Source organism: Brevibacillus sp. MER 51, from assembly GCF_023714195.1.
Lineage (GTDB): Bacteria > Bacillota > Bacilli > Brevibacillales > Brevibacillaceae > Brevibacillus.
On the sequence record NZ_JAMAUS010000006.1, the window covers coordinates 144,659 to 165,157 of the forward strand.

Here is a 20,499-nt window from a genome sequence, read left to right on the forward strand (position 1 = left end):
ACTGGAGGATTTGGCATGACAGAGTTTTCCCGGATCGAGGAATTCATTCAATCGTACGCCGACAATATTTCCAAGGTACTGGGACTCGATGTCACCATCCTGGATGAACAAGGGATACGTGTAAGCGGAACCGGCTACTATCAGGAGCTGATTGGATTGCCTGCGCCGGAGGGATCGTTTTTCCGAATGATCCTGCAAACCGGACAGCCGGGAATGATTTTTGACATGAAAAAAAACGAGTCGGAGTGTGGCAATTGCAAGTTTTTGCAGCAATGCCAGGAGCTGGCGACGATTGGATTTCCTGTGCACAAACGGGAGAAAACAGTAGGAGTCATCGGAATTATCGGCTTTTCCCTTGAACAAAAGGAAAAAATGCTGCACCACTCGGAAAAATGGATGCCGTTTTTGCAGCATACGAGTTCCTTGATAGAGCACAAGCTGCTAGAGCTGGATGCGGAGCGGGAGAAGAGCTGCAATATTCAGGAGGAAATGCCGCAGGCCTCGGTTCATCCGGTGTATTTCGCCCAGTTGATTGGGGCGGAAACAGGCTTGCGCGATGTGATTGCCAAAGCGAAAAAAGTGACGAACAGCATATCCACTGTTTTGATCCGGGGAGAGAGCGGAACGGGCAAGGAGCTGTTGGCCAAAGCCATTCACTGCGAGAGTGTGCGCAGCAGACAGCCGTTTGTGGCAGTCAATTGCGCAGCGATTCCCGAGACTCTGCTAGAAAGCGAATTGTTCGGGTACGAAGGCGGCGCATTCACAGGCTCCAGACGCGAAGGCAAGCCGGGGAAATTTGAATTGGCCCACAAGGGAACGATTTTTCTGGATGAAGTCGGCGATATTCCGTTGTCCCTCCAACCCAAGCTGCTGCGCGTCCTTCAGGAGAAAACAGTAGATCGGGTAGGCGGCGTGAAGACGTTAGGGGTGGATGTACGTGTCATTGCGGCTACACACAGAGATTTGGAGAGCATGGTCAGGGAAGGGACGTTTCGCGAGGATTTGTATTATCGACTCAATGTCATCCCGCTGCGGTTAAAGCCGTTGCGTGAACGTACGGAGGATATCGCGCTTTACTTGCAGCACTTCCTGTATCGGTACGGGACGTTGCTGCAAAAAGGCCGACTGGAGCTCGAAGCCCAACTCGTCCAACGACTACAAGCATACGAATGGCCGGGGAATATACGTCAGCTGGAAAATGCCGTCGAGTATATGGTCAACATGGCGGAGGGGCAAGTCATCGGCAACGAGGAGCTTCCTGAGTATTTGCTGTTCGAGGATGGGCCGCCGACAGCAGGCAGCGATTTGGGACTGGAAAAGCTGGTGGCAGAATACGAACGCTCCATTCTCCAGCGCTATTTGAATGCAGGCAAGTATGGACAGGACAAAGCCGCGATTGCCAATGAGCTGCAAATCAGCTTGTCGACCTTGTATCGGAAGATGGAGAAGTACGGATTGGAAAAAGGATAGAGGAAATAAAAAAACCAGCCAGAATTGATCGCGGAGTTTTCCGAGGTCTGGGCTGGTTTGCTTGTATTTACGAAGGCTGCGGTTCTTTTTTCGCTTTCAGCTCGTAATGGCCGGTTTTGCCGCTAATGTACCACTCAGGAGTTTCTTCTTCACGTGCTTGGCGGTGACCTGCCAGATGAACATCACTCAGCTCCCACTGCTTCCACGCCTCTTTTGATTCCCAACGGATCATGACGACCACTTCTTCTTCGCCTTTGCGTGGCTTCTGTACCAGCACGCTCAAATCTACAAAGCCAGGAGCCTTCTCAACAGCACCAGGCTCGCTAAAGCCTTGTACGATTTTGTCTGAATGACCTTCCTGGACGACGTAAGTTTTTATTTCCATCATCATGAAGTGCGACACTCCTTATATCCCATTTCCCTACTTTCCCATATTATTGAGAAATATTATCATTGTCAACCAGATATTAGGAAATGGCAGGACGAACAGGCCATGGTTTTCCAAATTGTGATAATGTTGTGTTCGATTTGTATTTTGACCTCTTTATTTATTAGGGTGTAGTAACATAAAGTAATAAAATTGTAGGGGGGCTTTAAATGCCTGATCTCTTGCTTGTGATATTCTTGATAAACTTATCTTTATTTCTTTTGCACGAAATGGATGCGATAAGACGTTCTGAGTGGAGATTGTTTATCGTGCTTAAGGATATGGAAGATTCTAAAGCTTATCAAGTATTCACATTTATCCACCTTCCACTTTACACAATCATACTCTGTTTACTTTTTAGTAAATATCAGACAGTAACTTTTTGGGTCCTAGATTTATTTTTAATCATACATACAATTCTGCACCTATTTTTTGAAAAGCACCCCCGTAATGGATTTAAAAATACATTTTCAAGAACAATTATTTATCCAATGGGAATCCTTGCGGCTATTCATTTAGCATTACTATTTAATAACTGAGTACCAATAATATCAAAGACAAAGATGTTTGATTCGATAGCAATATGAAAACTCATGTGTCCTTTTTGGGAGCAGTAAAAATATCAATACCACGCTCAAGCAGGATTTCTACCGCCTCGCGAACAGGGAGAAGTGGCAGTTGCATTTCATCGGCTACGGCGGCTTCTATATCAGAGATAGTGTGGAGGGGTGTTATCTGGTCTGTGCCATCTGAATAACCGATGTGGAGAGTGTTGTTTTTGAGGACCACGAAGCGATCTTGCTCCAGCTGAAAACGATGGATGTGAAGTCGATTCAAAAAGAAGGCGTCTGGTAAAAAAGAGTAGCGGATGACTTCGGACAAGTCGGACAGTTCTTTTCGTTCATTCGGATGAAAATCCCACGGAGGAATTGCCACTTTTCCGTTTTCATACCGCGTAAAGCGATAATGTTCAGGATGATCGGGACTTTTGGTCAAATCCATCGAGACAGTGCCAAAACTTCTGGCGTGGTTCCCGCTTTCCAGAAAATGAATCGGCTCAAAGATAGGAGCAGTAGCGCCTGTATCTACATAGACAGGTGTTTCTCCCGTAATGGGACCATCGATCAGGATGGCAGCATGCCCTCCGCCTGGCAAGACCAGATTACCGGAAAATCCAAGTGCACGAAGCAGTGCGAGAAAACTGTGATTGTTTGTCATGCACGTGCCGCCGAAGTGATGACTGATTGCGTTTTGTACATATTCTTCCGGGGAAGGTATATTATGTTTTCCGTCACGAAAGAAGAGCAGCTTGCTTACATTTTCATAAGGGAAGGTCTGCAGATGCGCACGACAGAGCTGACTGAGATAAGAGAGGCTAGGGGACTTGCGGTCTAGCTGTATTTGTTGTAGGTATACACTCGCCCAGTTCGGTAAGTCAGACATAAACAAGTTCACTCCTTACATAAAATAATTAATAAATAAAAATGTTTGTAAAGTGTCAGTAAGGAGATCGTATCACAAGGGACAAGTGGTATTCAACCTAAATTTTCCCAGAAAACAAAAAGGCACCGGAAGGATATCCTCCGGTGCTAGCGGGTCCCTAGTCCGCTGTCTTTTTCATACGAATAAATAAGTGCAGAAGAAATTATAACAACGACTTAATTTCCCCGGTATTCGGGTTCACCACGAACCAGCCATACGTACTGGTGTAGCTGTCGCCAGATTGGAAGTTGTTAACGACCGTTTGGTACACTTGGATGACATAGTGACCTTTTTCGTCGTCATGAGCGTACTCGACTACATGTGTCGGCGAGAGTTTGCCAGAGAATTTCTTTTTCACCAGCTCGATCGCTTCCATTTTGGAGTACATTTTTGCTGATGGAATTTTACCGATGAAAATCGATTTGGTTCTTGCGTCGTAAATGACCGGTTTGTTCAGGTTCTCAGCTACGAAGCGGATTGGAACATAGACGGAGTTTTTGTACATGATGCCTTGTACGTCGCTGTTTGGTGATTTTGGCAACCCGTCAAAGTAGTAGGTGAACGGTGTTTTCATTCCTTCTTCCGCGTCTGGAAAAGCGGGTGCTGCAATGGCAATTCCGGAGAAGAGCACCGAACCTACAACAATGCCCCCCAAAAATGACTTGATGTCCCATTTCATGATGTGAAACCCTCTCCCTTTCTCTTTTCTCTAAATCTTCCCAGCCATCATTATGTCAAAGATCATAGGAGAAAAGCTATCAAACGAGGGTACTAGGAAACAAAGACTAGGAATCATGGGAAAACTAGGACTAAATCAGAATAGTCCTAGTTCTCGAATCAGTGGTTCAGTGATTGGAAAGTTTGTGGTAAGGTAGAAAAAAACAGCGGACAAGGTGAGGAACATGGCTACCATATTGCAAAATGACTGGGCCCCCGTGTTGGCCGATGAATTCGAGAAGCCCTATTATGTAAAGCTTCGTCAAACGTTGAAGGAAGAGTATCAGACGCAGACAATCTACCCGGATATGTATCATATATTCACAGCGCTGCACCTGACTGAATATCAGAATGCAAAGGTTGTGATTTTGGGGCAGGACCCGTATCACGGACCCGGACAAGCACATGGATTGAGCTTTTCGGTCAGGCCGGGAATCAAGCCGCCGCCGTCTCTGGTCAACATTTACAAAGAATTGAAAAGCGATGTCGGTTTTGAAATTCCCCAGCATGGTTACCTGAACCATTGGGCGAAGCAAGGCGTCATGATGCTGAACACCGTTCTGACAGTTCGTCAGGGCACTCCGAATTCGCACAAGGACATTGGGTGGGAGACGTTTACGGATCGAATTATCCATTTGTTGAACGACCGGGAGACTCCACTTGTTTTCATCCTGTGGGGTAAGCATGCGCAGGAGAAGGCGGCATTCATTGATCGAAACAAGCATTTCGTCATCGCCTCCCCGCATCCGAGCCCATTTTCGGCGAATCGCGGCTTTTTTGGCAGTCGTCCTTTTTCGCGGACCAATGAGTTTTTGCGTTCGCGCGGGCTTCAAGAGATTGATTGGCAGTTGCCAATGCATGTAGAGGAAGAGTAGCTTGCATTTGTGAAGGTAAAAGGAAAAGGATCTCCATTGTTTTTCAGCATGCAAGGGAGATCCTTTCTTTATTGATGTGATTAGTCTTTACTTTTGACAACGAGCAGCATGCCCGTTTGAATCGTGATCGTTCCAGTCTGTTCCGTTAGCAGATTGCTGATACCAAGAGTGTCACCAATCCGCAGGGTTGCGTCCTCCAATGGATAGAGGAATCCGGTTAAGGTAATCCCTGTTACTTCCGGTGTAAAAGGCAGCAGGGAGATATGATCAAAATGATTCTGCTCTATCGTACTCTCCCGGTCAATCAGACGGATTTCATTGGTCTCATCGAGGATGCGGCAGTTGGTGCCCGTCTGTAACGCTTTGTTCAGCAACTGTACGTTTGCCAGCATATGGTCAAAACGAGAGCCGAGCACACCGAGCAGCACAACTTCCTCAGGCTGTTGCTCGATTGCCCAAGTAAGGGCCATCTCTGTATCGGTTAAATCTTTCATAACGGGATCGCAGGAGGAGACGTGCATACTGTGGCGTTCAATTTCTGCCATTTCCTCGGAACTGACTGAGTCAAAGTCACCGATCGACAATTTTGGCACAAGACCGTTGCGAACAAGGAACAAGGCACCTCTGTCAACACCGACGAGCCAATCATTTTCGCGAATCTCCTGGATCGCCCAGTCGCCCAGATTGCCTCCGGCGAATAGTAGGATGCGTGTAGGATTCATGCTACGGCCACCTTTTTCTATTGGAAATATCCTCTATGTAGGAATCGAAGAGCGAAATGTGCTCTGACAAGCGAGACGATAGCCTGTAGCGAGTTTTTCTCCCAACTTTGCTTTTTCCTGTCCAGTCGGGGTCTCGAGCAATGATGCACCAGCTACGATCTGTACACTGCACTTGCCGCAATGCCCTTGTTGGCATTTGTAAGCGATAGGTTGATCTTGCGTGAGCGCAGCTTGTAATAATGTCTCGGAGGGAATGTACCGGACTGGCATCGTTTGTGAGCGTTGCTTCACCTGTACGAGCTTCTGCTCTGATTGTGGGCGAGCCGGGTCTGTTTTTTTCAACGACGTATGCGTATGCACGGGAACGGGAGCTGGACTCGACATCTGTACGTCAGATCGTCCAGGAATGAGCGAGCCGACCGTAAGCTGTTTGCGCATAGGAACCTCCCGAGTAAGTGATTTTTTTCATATTACCATGTCAGGCGTGTGGGTGACAAAGCTGGAGAAAGCGTTCGAAGATGATTGAATTTTTAGATTTTATCGATTAAAATAATTTTATCAAAAACTAGGAAGGTGATACCATGATTACCATCAAGCGGATGAGCGACTGTACCTTTGCAGAAGTGACCAAAGCGTGGAACAGAGGCTTTGAAGGCTATTTTATCGAGTTTACGATGACAGAAGAAATGCTTGTCCAGCGACTGGGGGGCGAGGGATACGTATTGTCCCTGTCGGTGGTTGCTTTTGACGGCACAGAGCCGATTGGCTTAGTGGCCAGCGGGATGAGGACCGTTGCAGTGAAAAAAGTCGCGTGGAATGGTGGAACGGGTGTCGCTACGGAATATCGTCGCCAAGGAGTAGGGAAGCAACTGATCGAGGCGACATTGGATCTGTACAGGGAAGCTGGGGTGGAAGTAGCTACCTTGGAGGCGTTGAGCCAAAATACCAAAGCGATTGCTTTGTATGAGCAAAAAGGCTATGACGTCGTGGATCGTCTGTTGTTTTTGCAGCAGAGTGGATCACTGGCAGAGAATGCCTTTCAGACAAATGAACAGGCTGATTATCGGGTTCGGCGCATTTTGGCCCAGGAAGCGGCCACGCTGCCGTTTTACGTGACCGATGTCCCTTGGCAAAACTACTGGGTGAACTTGCGAGACGCGCAGGCCGTGTTCGTAGAAGACAGAGAGGGTCAGGCGGTCGGCTATGCGATGTACAAGTGTGCGGTAAACGAAGAAGGCAAAGTGAGTGGGATCGTGCTGCGTCAATGTGTAGCACAGCCAGAGCATCCTGATGCACCAGACATTTTGCAAACCGCACTCGCGCATGTGTATGGGCCGCTTGAACACGATTGCCGCCGGTCTACGTTTAATTTGCGTGCGGCTGATACCTTGCTTGTCGAAATACTGCAAGCGGCGGGATTCAGTCCTTCCGAGACAGAGCAGGTGTTTATGATCAAGCAGATGGAACCTGCACAGACCCCTGTTGTTTAAGGGGGGTAAAGAAGTCTGTCAATGCTGGCAGTTCGTGCAGGCAAATACTTTGCGGGAGGAGAGCTCGCTCTTTTCAATAGGCTGTCCACAGCGCGGGCAAGGCTCTCCACCGCGATCGTACACCTGACAGCGCTCATCGAAGCCCCCTGTCAGGGAATCGCCTTGAAAAAGCGGCTGCATGTAACCGCCGAATCGAATTGCTTCTTTAAGCACGGTTTGCATGGAATGATACAGTCGTTTTTGTTCCTCGAGAGAAAGTGTCGGGATCGTCCTGGTAGGCAGGATGGCGGCATGAAAGCAGATTTCGTCCGCATAGCAGTTGCCGATGCCCGCGATCCAATGCTGATTGACTAATGCTGTTTTGAGGACACTGCGTTTATCAGCGAGCAGCTCCGTAAATCGGGTAAAGGTAAACAGCATGTCCAATGGCTCGGGCCCAAGAGGAGCCAGCCTTTCGTCGATCTGAACGTTGGTGAGTAAATGCAGATAACCTAAACGGAGGCCGTGAAAATATAAGATGCGTTCTCCAAAAGCAAGAGTCACTTGGGCGGTTCTCTTTAGCTTGTCTTCCGCAGAACCCAGGTATAGAAATCCGCCGAGCATCAGATGAAGCAGCAAAACATGTCCACTTTCCAGATGGAAAAGAAGATGCTTGCCACGCCGGTCGACAAGTGTCAGACGATTGCTTTGCAAAAGACGAGAAAATTCCGCAGGCGGCAGATTAATCGTTTTTTCCCGCTGAACGTGTGTGGCTGTTATCGTTCCGCCACCGATTTTCTCCTGTAGCAGTCGGCGATAGGTCTCCATCTCAGGTAATTCTGGCACGCTGACTCCCTCCCGTTACACAAAGTTTTTCGTAGGATTTCCCATATGAATGATCCACATGCCGTACCCGTCACTGTTTTTTGGTGATGGGTCTTTTGAATTTAGACAAGTTTACCAACGCTATTAGGAAATGGGGTAATATAATATGTAAGGTAAGTAGGATGAGGGCATGACCCGAAGGATTATTGGACGGACAGGAGATTACATATGCAAAAAGTAGAATTGATCGCTACGGCGACTTTTGGTTTGGAATCAGTAGTAGCAGAAGAAGTGAAGGCGCTCGGATACGGTCCGGTACAGGTGGAAAACGGCAAGGTAACGTTCACCGCAGATATTTCTGCGATTCCCCGCACAAATTTGTGGTTACGAACTGCCGACCGCGTGCGTCTAAAGATAGGGGAGTTCAAAGCAACTACGTTTGACGAGCTGTTTGAAAAGACAAAAGCACTGCCGTGGGCCGATTGGATCACAGAGGATGGGACGTTTCCTGTGGAAGGAAAATCGGTCAAATCTACCTTGTTCAGTGTGCCGGATTGCCAAGCCATCGTGAAAAAAGCAGTCGTAGAAAGTCTGAAAAAGACCTACAAGCGCGAGTGGTTCGATGAGCAAGGACCGCTGTACAAGATCGAGGTGGCACTTCTCAAGGATGTGGCGACGCTGACGATTGATACGTCAGGTCCGGGCCTGCACAAGCGCGGCTACCGGGAATTGATCGGACAAGCACCATTGAAGGAAACCATGGCTGCGGCGATGATTATGTTGTCTCGCTGGAAGCCTGATCGGGTATTCATGGACCCATTCTGTGGATCAGGTACAATTCCGATTGAGGCGGCGTTGATTGGACAAAACATCGCTCCGGGAATGAACCGGGAATTCGTTTCCGAGACATGGCCTATCATTCCGAAAACAGCTTGGCGTGAAGCTCGCGCAGAAACGCATGATTTGGCGCGCTATGATCAAAAGCTGGAGATTATCGGGACAGATATGGATGACGAAATCCTGAAAATTGCCCGCCGCAACGCGACGGAGGCTGGTGTAGATGACCTGATTCATTTTCAGCGCATGGATGTACGGGATGTGCGAACCAAGCGCAAGTACGGCTACTTGATTTGCAACCCACCTTATGGGGAGCGCTTGGGAGAATGGAAGCAGGTTGCCAAGATGTATGGCGAAATGGGGAAAACCTTTGCTGCCATGGATACGTGGTCTTTCTACATTATTACTTCCGACGAACAGTTTGAGGAGCATTTTGGTCGTACAGCAAGCAAAAAGCGCAAGCTCTACAACGGAAATATCAAGGTAGATTACTACCAGTTTTTCGGACCTAGACCGCCGCGCGGACCAATGGTTACCCCGACCGAATAAACATAAAGAAGGGGCATAATTGGAGGAGAAAATGTAATGAGCAAGAAACGATTTGGGAGCAGAATGCTGGCTGCTTTATTGGCAGCGACTACATTACTGGTCCAAAGTACGCCGTTGACTCATGCTGCAACAGAGCCAGAGAAACCGGCAGCAGACACCAAGAAGCTGGAAGATCAATTCAAAAAACAAGAAGAAGCGCACGCGGAGTTTACCGATTTGGGCAACAGTTACGCTAGTAAAGCCGTAAACAGACTTGCAGCGCTTCATATGATCAATGGTCAGGGAGAAAACCGCTTTAACCCGCAAAACACGATTTCTCGACAGGATATTGCGGTGCTTTTGACAAAAGTAATCGGTCTTCAACCAACGGAAATTGAGGATGCCGCTTTTGAAGATGTTCCGTTGGAAAGTCCTTATGCACCGTACGTTTATGGACTCTCCGAATTGGGTGTGATGAACGGCAGAAGTGAGCATGCCATGGGTGCTTTAGACCCGCTTACACGACAAGAGCTGGCTGTCATGCTGTCTCGTTTGATGAAAGAGGGCTCTGTGACCAAAGTGGCAGGTCAGACTCCTGTTACATACAGCGATGAAGAAGAAATCGCCGACTACGCCAAAACGGCTGTGGAAGAAGTGACGAATCAGCGCTGGATGCAAGGGGCAGGCGGCAAGTTTAATCCGACAGGAACCGTCACACGTGCGGAGGCAGCTGTGATCGCTGAGCGCGTCTTGGATGCACGCTACCAGCAAGCAGAGCAGGTGAAATACAAGGTAGATGTAGAGCGGCTGAGTTTGGCTGCTGGCACGAGCCAACGCTTGAAGGTAAGCAGTATCAGTGGGGATGAGCTGCCTTTTACACCGATTTTCGCTTTTGATCGTCCTGAGTTGGGAACCATTTCGGCTGACGGAACTTTTGTAGCTGGTTCTACAGCAGGAAAAGGAAATCTCACGGTGACAGTCGGCTACCAAACGACGACAATTCCGGTTGAGATCAAGGACGCTGGTAAGCCAGCTGTCGAAAAGGTGGAGGACACGCCAAAGACTTCAACTGTGACTTCCTCCAATGACTCGGCAACGAAAGTCGATGAAAGCAAGACGGCAGTAGAGGGAGAAAAACCAGACGCAGACAAAGGAACAACAGAAACGGATGCAACCAAGCCTGCTGATCCAAAAGAAGAGGCGAAGGAGCCAGCAGAGAAGGACGAACTGGTCAATATCGCACCAGGCAGTTATACATCGGTTACTACTTTTGGAACGCCAGACTCGTATTTCCAAGAGCTGGAGAAGCAATATCCTGGTCCAGTAGGGGGACTTGTAACGCCTACAGAAGACTGGACGGGATACCACCGTCAGTTTGGACGCAAGGTGACCGTTGAGCTCGACGAGGCGAAGCCATTGGAAAGAATTGCGCTGACGTTTAAGCAGCAGAAGACTTCGGGTATCACGATGCCAGAATACATGGAAGTCGAGGTATCTCGCGACGGGAAAGTGTGGTCGTATGCGGGAAGAGCTGTTCACGATGTTTCCGCCAAAGAGGACAAGCTGGTTACACGCACATTGAGCGTGACCTTGCCTGACGTGAACACCCGCTATGTCCGGGTATCCTTCCCGGTGAAAGTATTTACGTTCGCTCGCCAGCTGGAGGTATGGGCAAAAACGGATAGCGACTGGAACAATGGCGCTGTCTTGCTGCCGCCACCAAATCCGGCGAAGCTGGAAGAAGCCAAACAAGCAGGGCGTCGTGTGGAAAATATGCTGCTCGCTTATTCAGGAGAGCATGGCGAACTCGGGACATGGACCAAAGAGGATTTCCTCCCGATGGTTGGCTACCGCACTGTAGATGGTTATATGCGTGACCAGATGTTTGATACGATTCTGTTCCTGCCATATCAGACCATTCCTGCTACGAAAGAAAGCTGGACAAAGTACATGAATGATTTGTTCGGCTCGAACAAGCAGCTCGACGCTCTCAACCAGGCTATGCGGGAGTATAACCGCTTGCGTGGAACGCTGTATACGACACCGACGCAGGAAAATGTCGTGCTGGCACTGCCGTATCCGAATGCCAGTCAGACCAATTTTGGTCAGCTGGATGATAAGAAACCATCCCTCTCCTTCAACCCTGCGGGAATTGGGGAAGAGCAAGCGTATTTGAATCGCAAAGCTGCGTTGGAATGGTACTTCCAGGAGCTCATGAAGCGCTGGAACAAGGAAGGATACGCTTATCTGAAGCTGGAAGGAATCTATTGGTTCCATGAGCTGGTGGAAGATAGCGCACCGAAAGAGCGTCAGTTGATTCGTGACATGGGTAGCATGGTGCATGACGAGGCGTTGCGCTACTACTGGATTCCGTATTTCGGATCACCGGGAGTGTCCGAGTGGAAATCTCTTTATTTCGATAAGGCATTCCTGCAGCCGAGCTATTACAGCGACAAGCCGGTAGGAATTGACCGTATTCAAGGGGTACTGGATGTCGTCAACAAGTACGACATGGACATCGAGATCGAAGGCGACTGGAAGATGTACAATGATCCGAAGTTCTATCAGACCTACTACAATCAGTTAGTTGCCACCCACAAGCTGGGGATGGATAAAAACAACGTACACGCCTACTACTTCGGCTCCAAGACATTGCTAGAGTCTGTCAAGAGCACGGACCCTGTCAAACGCGCCATCTATGATGATACGTACAAATGGATGCGCGGTCGTTTTGACAGAACAGAATTTTTCGAGGGCAGCGAGATGCCGTAGTGAATGGAAAAGAGTCTGTTTCCCGCATTAAGGGGAGACAGACTCTTTTTTATCTAAAGCGGATGGACAGACTCTCGCCCGATCGTTTTCCTATAGATCCCCACCAGTTCCTGCAGGATCTTTTCTTTCGTCGCATGTAGAGGGGGACTCGGATGGTAGTAATCGATTCCTTTTGGGCAGGGCTTGCCAAAAGTCGGTACCCCTGCTGCTGCGATCCGTTGTTTCCACCGTTTCTTGAGGGAAGAAAACTGCTGCCACGAATGGTGGTGGGAAAGCCCCCAACCAAGCAGGAGCCACGGATGTTTTTGCAGTTCCCGCGTAGATACGAGCTTAGCCTCGAGCGTCGTCTCTTTCTCCTGAATAAGTTGCTCAAAATGAGATATAGCACTCACGGCAGCAGCATTTTGCACAGAAAACAGGTTGTACATATGAAATCTGCCTACCAATGCCTGTTTTCCGTAGATTGCTTCCACCAGTCGGATCAATTGTCGCATGGTGGGATCGAGTGTGGTCTGACCCATGATGCTATGACCGGATGCAGGTCTTTCACGAAAAAGCTTGGCACTACCAGGGTTCAGTAAGAGACAGCTCCCAAGAGAGCGATGGCCCTCTGAATTCGGTCCCCATTGAAGATAGGTAGAAATTCGATAGACGACTCCTCGATGCTCCTTAAAGGTAGCAAAGGCATTCGGCTGGTTCATGACGATCCCCTCCTGGTCAAGCTATCTATGATCCATTTATATGAGAGGAGGGGATTTGGTAGAACGGGAATGCCTCTATTCTAGCTATTTTTGCTAACCTCTTTGGCACCGATCATGCGGAACAAAATGATATACAGATAAGCACTGACTAGGGTTAAGCCCAGGACGACACCGAATACGCCAACAGGAGCGAGCCATTGGGATAGACCGATCGTCAGGGGAGCGATGAAGCGACCAATCGAGAACTGAAGTGAAGAGGCTCCCATGTACTGACCGCGTGCATCCTCCGGCGAGTATTTACTGATGAAGCTCTGGGCGACTGGTGTCCGCATCAGCTCGCCGAATGTCAAAATCGCCATACAGCCAAACAGAAGCCAAATATTCGTCGTAAAGGCCATCAAGAACAGACCGACACCGAATAAGATGGAGGAGATGACGAGGCTGTTGCGATCACTCCAGTTTTCGAACCAGCGTGTGACTGGCAGTGTAAACAGAACCACCAAAAAGCCATTCAAGGCCATGAGCCAGCCGAATGCGCTGGTTCCCCCGACTGTATAAGTCCAATTGCCCCATGAGAATAATGCTTGCTGCATGACATGCTCTTTGACATACAAAGCCATGTAAATATCCAATTGCATGAATCCAATGGCGATCAAAATCCCTGCGCCAATGTACAGGGCAAACGCTTTGTCACGGAAAATAACGGCGTAACTCCTGAACTGCTCAATCAGGGAAAAACGCTCCTTTGCTTTCTCCTGACGGACGTGTTCAGGCAGCGTTTCCTTGATCAGGAAAAAGACGGTGATCGCAAAAAGCAATTCAACGATGGTACAGAACATCAACAGCTGCGGGCGATAATGGACAAAAAAGACAGAACCCAATACGGGACCTGCAACCACCCCGATGTTCATCGCTGTGTAAAAGGTAGCAAAGACAATTCTTCGATCCTCTTCTGTGGTCAAATCAGCTACCATGGCAGAGCTGGCAGGCCAGTAGAGAGCCCCAGCGATCCCGATCCCGATGAAGGCAAGATAGTCGATCCAGGGAGACGGAGAGAACGCAAAAAGTGCGAACATCACCGTCGATGTACAGAGCGAGAGCAGCATGGTGAATCTGCGCCCTACCCGGTCGGCCAAATATCCGCCAAACAGATTGGACAGCATCCCGAGCAGCGGCGGCACCATCAATAGAAGACCCGCTACATCCTTCCCGAACGTATCGCTAAAATAAATCGCCATAAACGGAAAGTACATCCAAAAGAATGTGTGCGTAATCAATTCACCAAAGAGACGTACTTTCAAATTTAGATCCCACGAACGCCAAATCATGACACGAATTCCTCCATTCATTTCGGCAGGTGCCTTGACCTCGATTCTCTTTTTGGAAAAATTCCACGTAAAAAAGCGCAAACGGGGTAGAGACACTGCTCTTCCGCTTGCGCTTCATCAAACGATACAAAGGTGGCGGGAAATAACCAATTCAACGGGGGACAAAAGAGAGACGGTTACCTACCTATGGTTTTAGGTACAGTAAACCGACTGTTCACCCGAGAACATGGCCCGCAATTCATATCGGGAAAAAGACGGAAGCGGTTCAGGCATCCTGCAGCTTCTAGCTTTTGATAGGGTTATAAGAGGCAGTGCCCCTTAAGAGAGGCCCCACCTAAGCGAAGATAACTACAGAAAATACCATGAACTCAGCACTCCCGTCTTTCAAATTTTTTACATAGGTAAACTCTTGTTGATTAGAATACTCGAAATCGTCGAATTTATGCAAGATAATTTTTTAGTTTTTTTCGAATAGTACCAAGAACATATAGAATTGAAAAAGGGGCTTCTATTCGGTAAAATATTTTTTAACAACAACCAAATCATGCTAGAAATGTGGGGGATATCGCATGCTGGATACACGCATCGTCAAGTTGGCTACAAATTTGCTGAGCCATTCTGTACGCCTGAAGGAAAAAGAAAGCTTGTTGATTGAAGTTCGTGGCGAGGGTCACGCCTTGGCGAAGGAATTGGTTAGGCAGGCATACGACTTGGGAGCCTATCCGTTCGTACGGATTATTGACCCGTCTATCCAACGTGAGCTGATGCTCGGTGCAAGTGCAGAGCGTGCGACTCATTTGGCGAAATGGGAAGAGCCAATGTACAAAGATTTGGATACCTATATCGTCATCAATGGTCCATCCAACGACAGTGAGATGGCAGATGTGCCGGTAGAGTGTCGTCGTGCGCATCAAAGCGTGATGCAAGAATTGCATGACTACCTGACCAACAATGTACGCTGGACACTGCTCAACTACCCGACAACGGCTTTGGCGCAAAATGCCAACATGTCTACCGTTGCTTTTGAAGATTTTTATTTTGACGTATGTTCCGTTAACTATAAAAAGATGCACGAAGCCTTTTTGCCTTTGCAGCAATTGATGGATCGTACGGACAAAGTGCGTCTGGTTGGACCGGGAACGGATCTTCAATTCTCGATCAAGGACATCCCAAGTGTCATCTGCTCCGGACTTCGCAACATTCCAGACGGCGAGATTTTTACAGCTCCTGTGCGCGACTCTGTGAATGGAACCATTACGTACAACACCGCAACAAGCTACATGGGCACGAAATTCGAAAATGTATGTCTGAAGTTTGTAGACGGAAAAATCGTCGAAGCGACTTCTAACAATACAGAAAGACTCAACCAAATTTTCGATACGGACGAAGGGGCGCGCTACATTGGGGAATTCGCGATAGGCGTACATCCGTACATCCTGCATCCAATGAATGATATTTTGTTCGATGAGAAAATTGCTGGTAGCTTCCACTTCACACCAGGCCGTGCATACGACACCGCAGATAACGGCAACCGCAGCCAAATTCACTGGGATATGGTAAACATCCAGCGTCCTGAGTACGGCGGCGGCGAAATCTGGTTTGATGATGTGCTGATTCGCAAAGACGGTTTGTTCGTTTTGCCAGAGTTGCAAGGGCTCAATCCGGAAAACTTAAAAGGGTAAAGCGAAATGACGGGGCCATCATGCTTAGCATGGTGGCTTTTTTTACGTAGCTATCGGTGAGGGAAGAAGCGCATTTCCAGTCTACGCTTCGGCCTACGCCCCGCAAGGGGGATTGACTGTTAGCTGCGGGAGCGCTTCAAACGTAGAAGTTTCGAGGAAGGATTTCATAAATGAAGCTGAAATTCCCCGCCATTTATTCCTACGCTAGGTTGGGCTCCAGAGGCGCTTGGACTGGAAATGCGCTTCTTCCTACGGGGTTTCCCCAACCACAAACGTTGGACGACTACAAACGAGCATCTCTGGCATCCTTTTGCTACAATAAGAAAAAAGCATGGAACAGAGGGATTAGACGTGAGCCGCAAAGATTGGATCGAATACATCGTCAGTGAACAAGACACGGGAATGAACGTGGAACAAATCGTCCGGCAAAAGCTCAACGTGTCAGGTCGTATGATGCAGCGGCTGACGAGAAGCAAGGGGATTTTGCTCAATCGCAAGCAGCCCTTCCTGCAAAGACAAGTAAAAACAGGAGATACAATCGCTGTTCGTGTCATCGAGAGACAAGAGCAAGCGCCTAGGCAGCCCCAGCATGATACAAAGCCAGAGGGACCGATCACACCAATGCCGTCCATCGACATTTTGTACGAAGACGATCATCTCTTGATTGCAAACAAACCGGCAGGCATGATGGTGCACCCGATTAAACAGGAGACCGACACATTGGTACATGCACTCGCTGCCGTACTGGCGGCACGTGGTGAGCAGACGAGCGTACATCCTGTGCATCGGCTGGATAAGGATACATCAGGAGCTATTCTGGTAGCCAAAAGCAGCTATGGTCATCAATTGGCTGACAAGCTGCTGCGCGAAGGGGGCATTCATCGCGAGTATCTTGCGGTTGCCAGTGGGGTGCTGTCAGAGAGAGCTGGAACGATTGAGGCGCCAATCGGCCGAGATGCGCGTCATCCTACGAAGCGCCGTGTCGTGGAGAGTGGCGATCCTGCCATCACGCATTACGAGGTACAGCAGACCTCTGAGGGAATGACGCTTGCTCGCGTCTGGCTGGAAACGGGTCGTACCCATCAAATTCGCGTTCACTTTGCCCACATTGGACACCCGCTTGCTGGCGATACGATGTACGGGGGAGCGAGAGGTTTGTTACGCCGACAGGCTCTGCATGCTTCGAAATTGTCCTTTTTACATCCGCTTCTCGAAAAAGAGATTGTAGTCGAGGCACCGATACCATCGGATATGAAGCGCTTGATGCAAGCAGAGTTTACATAAGAACGGCCAAGAAGCTGAAACCACCTTTAATAGAAAGGTGGTTTCATTGGTGTATTTGGTAAAGGTGGATTGTGCCCCCGATATTTTAGAGCATCCCTAGTTGATCAAGCCGTTTTCAGGCGAAACGACGAAATCATGGAAGACTCCTTTGTGGTTGATCGATGCCGTAACAGTCGGTTTCCCCTTTTTCGTAAACGTATATACGTTATATTTGGACGAAACATTGTATCCAGTCAGATCGAGGTTAAAAACCTTTTTCATCATCGGGTTGGCAGCAGCAATCGCCTTTTCTTTTGTAAAGAATGGTTTGGCAAACACCTTGGGAATATCTTCGTCTGCGGTATAGTTCTCATTTATGAACTCGCTGATCAGGGTAGCTGCCACCACTTTCCCTGTTTTCGCCCCTATGACGATACTGTATTTCCCTTCGGTATCCATGAAAGCCCATACTTGATCCAAGCGTTCTTTCGATTCTTTCACCAGTGTTACCTCAGGGAGCAGCGCCGATGCTTTATCGTTGGAAAGAGACTTCAGCGCCTTTTGCGCTGTATCGATCACTTTGGGGTTTATTTGCTTGTTTGTATAATGCAATTTCGCAGCATTGACCTTCCCGGTGGCAGCGTCAATGCTGACCGATGCATGCTGCCCTTTGAACAGCCAAATGTTTTGTTTTTCCCAGTTGATCCGTTCTACCCAATCAATCGTAAAGGCATGCTGATTATCCATTCCTTTTAACGTGCTCGTAACAGTATTCTGCAAATCAGCTGCCACTTCGCTAAGTTTTAATTTTACGTTTACAGATACAACCTTTCCCTCCTGCTTGGTAACGAGCACCTCACCTCTGTTGTTTTTGGCCGTAATCACCCAGCAATCTGCCGTTTCTCCCCTAATCTCGTCCAGTTCGATCGGCACATCGCCCGCCTGCTTTTGCATCGCTTGTCTAGCGGCTTCTACGACATTTTTGTCAAGCTGGGCGAGGGTCTTCATTTCTGGCTTTACTGCTGGCGCCTGACCAGCTGCGTATGCTGGTGTCTGTGTGTTTGTAAACGGAGATGCTACGGTTAACAGCAAGGCAATCATACTTGTCACAGCTAGTGTTTGTTTTTTCATATGTCCTTCTTCCTTTCTGCATTCCAATCATTTATTTGATCCAGCTCATGAGATTTTGTGACAATCATTCGAGTGTCAAACAATCTGCAGTTGAATAACGTAACAGTGTTATGTTACATTGTTTTTGGAGGTGCTTCACTTGGACACAAATGTAATTTCGAAGAAGGACCTGCTGGAGCTTACTGGCATTTCGTATGGACAATTGTACCGTTGGAAACGAAAGAACTTGATTCCAGAGGAGTGGTTCATTCGTCGGGCAACTTTTACAGGGCAAGAAACCTTTTTCCCAAGGGAACAGATTTTGGCTCGAATCGACAAGATCCTGAACATGAAAGACGACCTGTCGCTGGATGAATTGGCGGACATGTTTTCACCAAGTATGAGTGACACGTCGTTGACCGCAGAGGAATTGTTGGCACGAAACATTGTTTCGACAACTTCTTTAGAAGTGTTTAACGTTTTTCTCGGGAGTCTGCGGACCTTTACTTTCCAGCAAGCACTATACGCCTATGTGTTAGAAAAGCTTTTGGCCGCAGGAGACTTAAGTGTAGATGAAGGCGGCGGATTGCTGCAGGTACTGGCTAGCCACTATCCCAAATTCGAAGGGAAGCCTTGTGAGCTGATCTTTATGCGCAAGATGGGGATTTCCACGTTCGTGTTGGTGTCTGGCTCTACCGAAATGTATTTTGATAGCGGTGTAAAGGTAGTGAAACGGCTCGATCTAGCCAATTGCATCGAGGAATTAAAAGGAAAATATTTGTAGGGGGAGACCATACCATGCAGAACGAGAATAAGAACAAGCTAGATTTGATCTTTCATGGGGCAGTGAATGCTACGGGTGGCGTATACAACAAAGTAGATGTGCAAGGTTATGGCAAGATTAATGGCGATGTAGAGTGCGAGTCGCTTCATTGTGCCGGACATGTCAGTATCACGGGAAATCTCATTGGCTCTTCGGCAAAAGTAGAGGGCAACGCGTCGATTAAAGGCAAAGTGAAAATGGATACATTGTCTGTATATGGTCAGCTTGATGTTGCGGACGATTTGAATTTTACATGTCTAAAAGTCGGTGGCAATGTCAAAGTACAGGGCAATATGGCTGGAGAGGATGTAAAGGTTCACGGATCATTAAAAACCGCAGGGGATTGTGAAGCCGAAGTGTTCCGGGCAAATGGTGCGTTTAATATCGGAGGACTGCTGAATGCGGGGCGAATTGAGGTCATTCTGCATGGCAGCTGTGAGGCAAAAGAAATGGGCGGAGAGCACATCGAGGTGCGCCGAACAGGCAATAGCACTTTGGGCAAGCTGTTGAAGCATTTTCTCAACAATACCTTGTCCGTAGAGACGATTGAAGGTGACGAAATCTATTTGGAAAACACAAAGGCCAAGGTCGTTCGCGGTAACAAGATCGAGATAGGTCCCGACTGCGAAATTGATCTGGTCGAATACAGCACAGAATGCAAGCAAGACCCGAGCTCACAGATTAAGACGCTGACACAACGGTAAGACTGACAAGGAAAAATGAACATTCCAAACTGCATGCAAGTATTTACATGCATGCAGTCTCTTTATATAATGAGCTTGGAAAAAAATGAAAATGCAAGTAATTGCTTGCTTGGCATGGAGGTGCGTTATGGATCACCCAGATATAGAACAGAAGCTGGGGGGGAGAGGCGAAGAGGAACAGGAAACCCGTGAGCGAATTTTATCGGCCGCACGTCAGCTAATGGCACAAAAGGGATACAAGGGAGCGACTACACGCAAGATTTCTGAGCTTGCGGGGGTTAATGAGGTAACGGTATTTCGTCACTTCAAGAACAAGGTAGGCATCTTGACAGAGCTCCTGAAAGAAATCATGGATGTCCGGGAGCAGCTGGAGCAAGGGTTGCAAGGCGAGTTTTCTGATATCAAGGAAATGCTGGTCAGCTACGCACGTACGTATTACGGCTTATTGGTCGAGCGCAAAGAAATTTTCATGATCTGCATGATTGAAGCGGATAACCACCCGGAAGTCGTGCAGATGTTCAGCAGTCTGCCGATGACCGCAGTCGAGGTATTGTCCAAAAAGCTCCTTGCGTTTCAGGAGCAAGGGCATTTGCCAAAGGCAGATCCGTTCACGGCAGCTCTTATGTTCGTCTCCACTTTTTTCTACGCCTTCATGGCGAAGTATCGGGTCAATCTCGATATCCAAATGGTAGAAGAAGAGCTTTTTGAAAATGCTTCTGAAATCTTGCTACAAGGCATCAGAGGACTCAAATAAACAGCATAGC

20 protein-coding genes are annotated in these 20,499 nt (G+C 48.2%); 11 read left to right on the forward strand and 9 right to left on the reverse strand.

The window, feature by feature from the left end; translation table 11 throughout:
• Window positions 1-15 precede the first annotated feature (15 nt).
• Window positions 16-1,470 (forward strand): sigma-54 interaction domain-containing protein, encoded by a 1,455-nt coding sequence (locus tag M3630_RS14775; protein WP_232773897.1) that lies wholly within the window; start codon window positions 16-18, stop codon window positions 1,468-1,470.
• Between the two features lie 67 nt (window positions 1,471-1,537).
• Here M3630_RS14775 and M3630_RS14780 read toward each other — a convergent pair whose 3' ends face one another.
• Entirely contained in the window at window positions 1,538-1,861 is a 324-nt protein-coding gene (locus M3630_RS14780) for an antibiotic biosynthesis monooxygenase family protein (RefSeq protein WP_173610400.1), read from the reverse strand.
• Window positions 1,862-2,067: 206 nt separating this feature from the next.
• Between M3630_RS14780 and M3630_RS14785 the strand changes: the two genes are divergently transcribed.
• Complete coding sequence (locus tag M3630_RS14785; RefSeq protein WP_251252585.1) at window positions 2,068-2,436, forward strand: DUF6713 family protein; 369 nt, start codon at window positions 2,068-2,070, stop codon at window positions 2,434-2,436.
• Between the two features lie 52 nt (window positions 2,437-2,488).
• Here M3630_RS14785 and M3630_RS14790 read toward each other — a convergent pair whose 3' ends face one another.
• Window positions 2,489-3,340, reverse strand: coding sequence for an arylamine N-acetyltransferase (locus M3630_RS14790; RefSeq protein ID WP_251252586.1), 852 nt, complete (start codon window positions 3,338-3,340; stop codon window positions 2,489-2,491).
• A gap of 202 nt (window positions 3,341-3,542) precedes the next feature.
• Window positions 3,543-4,058, reverse strand: coding sequence for a stalk domain-containing protein (locus M3630_RS14795; RefSeq protein WP_251252587.1), 516 nt, complete (start codon window positions 4,056-4,058; stop codon window positions 3,543-3,545).
• A 223-nt stretch (window positions 4,059-4,281) separates the two neighbouring features.
• Between M3630_RS14795 and M3630_RS14800 the strand changes: the two genes are divergently transcribed.
• Window positions 4,282-4,971 (forward strand): uracil-DNA glycosylase, encoded by a 690-nt coding sequence (locus M3630_RS14800; RefSeq protein ID WP_173610403.1) that lies wholly within the window; start codon window positions 4,282-4,284, stop codon window positions 4,969-4,971.
• An 80-nt stretch (window positions 4,972-5,051) separates the two neighbouring features.
• Here the strand turns inward: M3630_RS14800 and M3630_RS14805 are convergent, their stop codons facing one another.
• Both M3630_RS14805 and M3630_RS14810 read right to left on the reverse strand, forming a co-directional pair.
• The gene (locus tag M3630_RS14805; RefSeq protein WP_251252588.1) at window positions 5,052-5,693 is read right to left on the reverse strand and encodes a thiamine diphosphokinase; all 642 of its coding nucleotides are present in this window, start codon (window positions 5,691-5,693) and stop codon (window positions 5,052-5,054) included.
• A gap of 33 nt (window positions 5,694-5,726) precedes the next feature.
• A complete protein-coding gene (locus M3630_RS14810) occupies window positions 5,727-6,131 on the reverse strand; it encodes a 2Fe-2S iron-sulfur cluster-binding protein (protein ID WP_251252589.1) in 405 nt (134 codons plus the stop codon).
• Between the two features lie 143 nt (window positions 6,132-6,274).
• On the opposite strand from M3630_RS14810, the gene M3630_RS14815 reads away from it, so the two are divergent.
• Window positions 6,275-7,183 carry a GNAT family N-acetyltransferase gene (locus M3630_RS14815; RefSeq protein WP_251252590.1) on the forward strand — a complete coding sequence of 303 codons (909 nt, stop codon included), beginning with the start codon at window positions 6,275-6,277 and terminating at the stop codon, window positions 7,181-7,183.
• An 18-nt stretch (window positions 7,184-7,201) separates the two neighbouring features.
• Here the strand turns inward: M3630_RS14815 and M3630_RS14820 are convergent, their stop codons facing one another.
• Window positions 7,202-8,008, reverse strand: a complete 807-nt coding sequence (locus M3630_RS14820; protein WP_251252591.1) for an Fpg/Nei family DNA glycosylase — start codon at window positions 8,006-8,008, stop codon at window positions 7,202-7,204.
• A 207-nt stretch (window positions 8,009-8,215) separates the two neighbouring features.
• Between M3630_RS14820 and M3630_RS14825 the strand changes: the two genes are divergently transcribed.
• Together M3630_RS14825 and M3630_RS14830 are read left to right on the forward strand one after the other, a co-directional pair.
• Complete coding sequence (locus tag M3630_RS14825; protein WP_173610408.1) at window positions 8,216-9,373, forward strand: THUMP domain-containing class I SAM-dependent RNA methyltransferase; 1,158 nt, start codon at window positions 8,216-8,218, stop codon at window positions 9,371-9,373.
• A 36-nt stretch (window positions 9,374-9,409) separates the two neighbouring features.
• Window positions 9,410-12,124 (forward strand): DUF4855 domain-containing protein, encoded by a 2,715-nt coding sequence (locus M3630_RS14830; protein WP_251252592.1) that lies wholly within the window; start codon window positions 9,410-9,412, stop codon window positions 12,122-12,124.
• Between the two features lie 53 nt (window positions 12,125-12,177).
• Here the strand turns inward: M3630_RS14830 and M3630_RS14835 are convergent, their stop codons facing one another.
• The gene (locus M3630_RS14835) at window positions 12,178-12,825 is read right to left on the reverse strand and encodes a hypothetical protein (RefSeq protein ID WP_251252593.1); all 648 of its coding nucleotides are present in this window, start codon (window positions 12,823-12,825) and stop codon (window positions 12,178-12,180) included.
• A gap of 80 nt (window positions 12,826-12,905) precedes the next feature.
• Window positions 12,906-14,153: an MDR family MFS transporter gene (locus M3630_RS14840; RefSeq protein WP_251252594.1), complete on the reverse strand. Its 1,248-nt coding sequence runs from the start codon at window positions 14,151-14,153 to the stop codon at window positions 12,906-12,908.
• A 569-nt stretch (window positions 14,154-14,722) separates the two neighbouring features.
• Here M3630_RS14840 and M3630_RS14845 point away from each other — a divergent pair.
• A complete protein-coding gene (locus tag M3630_RS14845; protein ID WP_251252595.1) occupies window positions 14,723-15,835 on the forward strand; it encodes an aminopeptidase in 1,113 nt (370 codons plus the stop codon).
• Between the two features lie 351 nt (window positions 15,836-16,186).
• Entirely contained in the window at window positions 16,187-17,119 is a 933-nt protein-coding gene (locus M3630_RS14850; RefSeq protein WP_251252596.1) for an RluA family pseudouridine synthase, read from the forward strand.
• A gap of 96 nt (window positions 17,120-17,215) precedes the next feature.
• Here M3630_RS14850 and M3630_RS14855 read toward each other — a convergent pair whose 3' ends face one another.
• A complete protein-coding gene (locus tag M3630_RS14855; RefSeq protein ID WP_251252597.1) occupies window positions 17,216-18,229 on the reverse strand; it encodes a hypothetical protein in 1,014 nt (337 codons plus the stop codon).
• A 139-nt stretch (window positions 18,230-18,368) separates the two neighbouring features.
• On the opposite strand from M3630_RS14855, the gene M3630_RS14860 reads away from it, so the two are divergent.
• From M3630_RS14860 to M3630_RS14870, 3 genes are all read left to right on the forward strand, one after another.
• Window positions 18,369-18,992: a YhbD family protein gene (locus M3630_RS14860; RefSeq protein WP_173610415.1), complete on the forward strand. Its 624-nt coding sequence runs from the start codon at window positions 18,369-18,371 to the stop codon at window positions 18,990-18,992.
• Between the two features lie 14 nt (window positions 18,993-19,006).
• Window positions 19,007-19,735 (forward strand): bactofilin family protein, encoded by a 729-nt coding sequence (locus M3630_RS14865; protein ID WP_251252598.1) that lies wholly within the window; start codon window positions 19,007-19,009, stop codon window positions 19,733-19,735.
• Window positions 19,736-19,862: 127 nt separating this feature from the next.
• Window positions 19,863-20,489, forward strand: a complete 627-nt coding sequence (locus M3630_RS14870; RefSeq protein ID WP_173610417.1) for a TetR/AcrR family transcriptional regulator — start codon at window positions 19,863-19,865, stop codon at window positions 20,487-20,489.
• Window positions 20,490-20,499: the final 10 nt, after the last annotated feature.

Bases quoted from the DNA above. Each gene is read 5' to 3' on its own strand.
- M3630_RS14840 (WP_251252594.1), bottom strand. From the start codon at position 14,153: ATGATTTGGCGTTCGTGGGATCTAAATTTGAAAGTACGTCTCTTTGGT.
- M3630_RS14845 (WP_251252595.1), top strand. From the start codon at position 14,723: ATGCTGGATACACGCATCGTCAAGTTGGCTACAAATTTGCTGAGCCAT.
- M3630_RS14795 (WP_251252587.1), bottom strand. From the start codon at position 4,058: ATGAAATGGGACATCAAGTCATTTTTGGGGGGCATTGTTGTAGGTTCG.
- M3630_RS14775 (WP_232773897.1), top strand. From the start codon at position 16: ATGACAGAGTTTTCCCGGATCGAGGAATTCATTCAATCGTACGCCGAC.
- M3630_RS14790 (WP_251252586.1), bottom strand. From the start codon at position 3,340: ATGTCTGACTTACCGAACTGGGCGAGTGTATACCTACAACAAATACAG.
- M3630_RS14805 (WP_251252588.1), bottom strand. From the start codon at position 5,693: ATGAATCCTACACGCATCCTACTATTCGCCGGAGGCAATCTGGGCGAC.
- M3630_RS14810 (WP_251252589.1), bottom strand. From the start codon at position 6,131: ATGCGCAAACAGCTTACGGTCGGCTCGCTCATTCCTGGACGATCTGAC.
- M3630_RS14870 (WP_173610417.1), top strand. From the start codon at position 19,863: ATGGATCACCCAGATATAGAACAGAAGCTGGGGGGGAGAGGCGAAGAG.
- M3630_RS14780 (WP_173610400.1), bottom strand. From the start codon at position 1,861: ATGATGATGGAAATAAAAACTTACGTCGTCCAGGAAGGTCATTCAGAC.
- M3630_RS14785 (WP_251252585.1), top strand. From the start codon at position 2,068: ATGCCTGATCTCTTGCTTGTGATATTCTTGATAAACTTATCTTTATTT.
- M3630_RS14830 (WP_251252592.1), top strand. From the start codon at position 9,410: ATGAGCAAGAAACGATTTGGGAGCAGAATGCTGGCTGCTTTATTGGCA.
- M3630_RS14865 (WP_251252598.1), top strand. From the start codon at position 19,007: ATGCAGAACGAGAATAAGAACAAGCTAGATTTGATCTTTCATGGGGCA.
- M3630_RS14800 (WP_173610403.1), top strand. From the start codon at position 4,282: ATGGCTACCATATTGCAAAATGACTGGGCCCCCGTGTTGGCCGATGAA.
- M3630_RS14825 (WP_173610408.1), top strand. From the start codon at position 8,216: ATGCAAAAAGTAGAATTGATCGCTACGGCGACTTTTGGTTTGGAATCA.
- M3630_RS14855 (WP_251252597.1), bottom strand. From the start codon at position 18,229: ATGAAAAAACAAACACTAGCTGTGACAAGTATGATTGCCTTGCTGTTA.
- M3630_RS14835 (WP_251252593.1), bottom strand. From the start codon at position 12,825: ATGAACCAGCCGAATGCCTTTGCTACCTTTAAGGAGCATCGAGGAGTC.
- M3630_RS14815 (WP_251252590.1), top strand. From the start codon at position 6,275: ATGATTACCATCAAGCGGATGAGCGACTGTACCTTTGCAGAAGTGACC.